The organism is Mesorhizobium sp. M7A.F.Ca.CA.004.12.1.1 (genome assembly GCF_003997835.1).
GTDB lineage: Bacteria > Pseudomonadota > Alphaproteobacteria > Rhizobiales > Rhizobiaceae > Mesorhizobium.
Window position 1 is genome coordinate 1 of the sequence record NZ_RZRK01000756.1, and the last position, 2,928, is coordinate 2,928.

Genomic DNA, 2,928 nt, shown 5'->3' on the forward strand with positions numbered 1-2,928 from the left:
CGCGGTCGCCGCCTTGATGGCGACCTGCGGTGCGGTGCCGTTCTTCGAAAAGGCGATCGTGCCGCGCACGTCGCCTTCGGCCTTTTCCAGGGCAAGTGCCGCCAGCGGGCCGATATCGGGCAGGTCGAGCGCGATGGTGCCGACCGGCACGAACTTCTCGTCCAGCGCCAGATCGCCGGAAATCCTGTTCTTGCCGAGCGACAGCAGCAGGCCGTTGATGGCGCTCTTGCCGTCCGCCGTCGCCAGCACCGCACTGCCTTGCAGCGCCTGGCCGGCGACATTGCCGGTCAGTTGCACGTTGGCCGCCGGATTGGCGGCATCGGCCTTGCCGGTGGCGGTCAGCTTCAGCCCGGTGATCTCTCGCGCCGCCACGAGAAGGCGCTCGCTGTCGACCGTCAGTGACAGATCCGGCGCACTGGCCGGCCCCTGTGCGTTCAACGCAAAGGCGATGGCGCCCTTGGCATCCTTCGACAGCAGCGAGATGTCGCTCAGCGCGCCCTTGATGTCGGCGGCCACCTTGTTGTCGGCAAGGCTGGCTTGCCCGTCGGCGGTCAGCGCACCCGAGGTCAACTTCAATCCGCCTATGTTGATGCTGCCGTTGGGGTCGCGCTTCAGTGTGGCGCTGATCTCAGCGCGTTCGCCAAGCATGCCGCGCGCCGCCGCCGGCAAGGCCGACGATGGGGCATCCGCCTTCAGATTGAGGTCTATGGCACCGTCTCGCAGCGATACCTGGCCGGCGACCTGGCTGTTCAGCGCATCGCTCTTGAGCGAGCCGCTGTCGATGGCAAACAGGTCGGCCGTCAGGCGGCCGCTGACGGCTGCCGTGACCTTGCCGGCGATCAGCGGCGCGATCACCGGATTGTCGAGACCGACCTTGTCCACCGACACCGTGCCGGAAACCGGCCCTGCACGGTTCTTGAGATCGAACGCATCCGAATGCAACGCCAGGGCAAGCCCGTCTACCCTCGCCGGACTGGTGACGATCGAGGGCAGGATCGCGGAGACATCCAGGCGGGCCCGCGTGCTCTCGCCCGCCACCTTTGCCGACAAGGACTGGATCTCGATCTTGACCGGGCTCTCGGCGCTGCCGACAGTCAGCGGCAGGCTGGGGCCGGATGAGATGAGATCGAGCGCAAAATCGCTGGCGCCGTTCGGGTTGAGGGTGCCGGTTGCCTTGCCGGAAACCTTGTCGCCGGTCAGCGTCGCCTGATCGAGCACCACGCCGCCGGCAATCGTGTAGCTGCCGGCCGCATCGACGGCGAGCGGTCCGAGCCCGGCCTGCCGGGTCTGGCTGGTTTCGATACCGGCCAGTTGCGCATTGAAGCGGACGTCGGGAGCGGCCGGCGGTCCCGTCAAACCAGCCGTGCCGCTGAGCGTGCCCACAGCATCGAGGCCGGGCGAAAATCCATTGGCGAGCGCCGCGGGCAGTGCCGAAAATTGCGCCGCGAGATCGAGCGTCTGGCCAGCTGTCCCGGACAAGGTCACCGAGCCGCCGCCGACGTCGAGCGCCAGCCTTTCGATGCTGGTCGTGCCGTTGGCGATGCTTAGTGTCGATGCCTGGGCGATTGCCGCCTTGATGCCACGAACCGTCGCCTCGCCCGAGGCAATCTCGATGCTCGTCGTGCCGTCGGCGATCTTCACCCGGCCGGCAGCGGTCGCCGGAATGCCCGCTATGGTGGCGCCGCCGGTAAAATTGGTCCAGTCGCCATCACGCTTCAGGTCGACGCCGATGCCGCCGATTTCCGTGGTCCCGGAGGTGACGCTGTCGGCCTTGATCGTACCTGATATCGCAGGCGCCTTGAGATAATTGGCGATCAGTGCATTGACTGTGATGGCCTTGGCCATCACCTCGCCGCGCGCGATCGATGTGCTCTTCGCATCGATCGCAACGGAGGGCGCGTCGCCATCCCCCGCGAAGCGGATGGTTCCGTCGATGTCTCCCGTTATCGCCTGGCCGGCAAGTGCGGCCAGCTGGTCGATGGCAGGTGCATCGAGCGTCAGCGTGCCGAGCGGCATGAATTTGTCGTCGAGCGCGAGATCACCCGAGACCTTGTTGTCGCCGAGCGAGACCAGAAAACCATTGATCGAACGCTTGCCTTCGCTCGTCACCAGCGCTGCTTTGATGTCGAGCGGCTGGTCGTCGACGGAGCCGGTCAGCGAGACATTGGCGGCGGGACTGGTGATATCGGCCTTGCCGCTAGCCGTCAGCTTGATGCTCTTCACCGTGCGGCCCGATGCCGTCAGGCTGTCGCTATCGGCGGTAACCGTGAAATCCGGCGCCGTCATGGCGCCGCTTGCCGACAGCGCGAAATCGACGCCACCGGCAACCGGCACGCCGACTGTCGGCGACAGCACCGAGACGTCGCCCAGTTTGCCCTTGATGTCGGCCTGGATGTCGGTGCCTTGCATGCTGGCCGTGCCGGCGGCGCTGAGCGTGCCGGAGGTGAATTCGATCGAATTGGCGGCGAAGGATCCCTGCGGATCGCGGGCCGCGCTGGCCGAGAATTTCACCCTAGCGCCGAGCACCGAGGCGATCTGCGGCGGAAAGGCCGTGGCCACGGCATCCGCGTTCATCTTGAGCTGCATCGACAGGTCGGCAAGCGCCACCGTCGCGGTCAGCGAAGCGTTGAGCGCGTCGGAACGCAGCGTGCCCTGGTCGATGGCAATGGCGTCCTTGCTGACCGACCCGGCCAGATCGACATCGATCTTGCCGGTGATCAGCGGCGCCAGCGTCGCCACGTCGGTGTTGAGGCCGCCCGCCTCCAGCTTGACGGTGACCGGCCCGGCGCGGTTCTGGATATCAAAACCGTCGGAATGGATCTGGGCCGCCAGGTCGTCCAGCCGCGTGCCGCCGGCGACGATGGAGACGAAGGAGGCGCCGACGTCGATGATCGGCGCCTTGCCGTCGCCGAAGGCCCGGGCGGTGGA

Annotated in this window: 1 pseudogene; it reads right to left on the reverse strand. The window is 66.7% G+C overall.

The features are described from left to right. Nucleotides 1–2,928: pseudogene (locus EN984_RS28980) on the reverse strand (translocation/assembly module TamB); the annotation flags it as partial.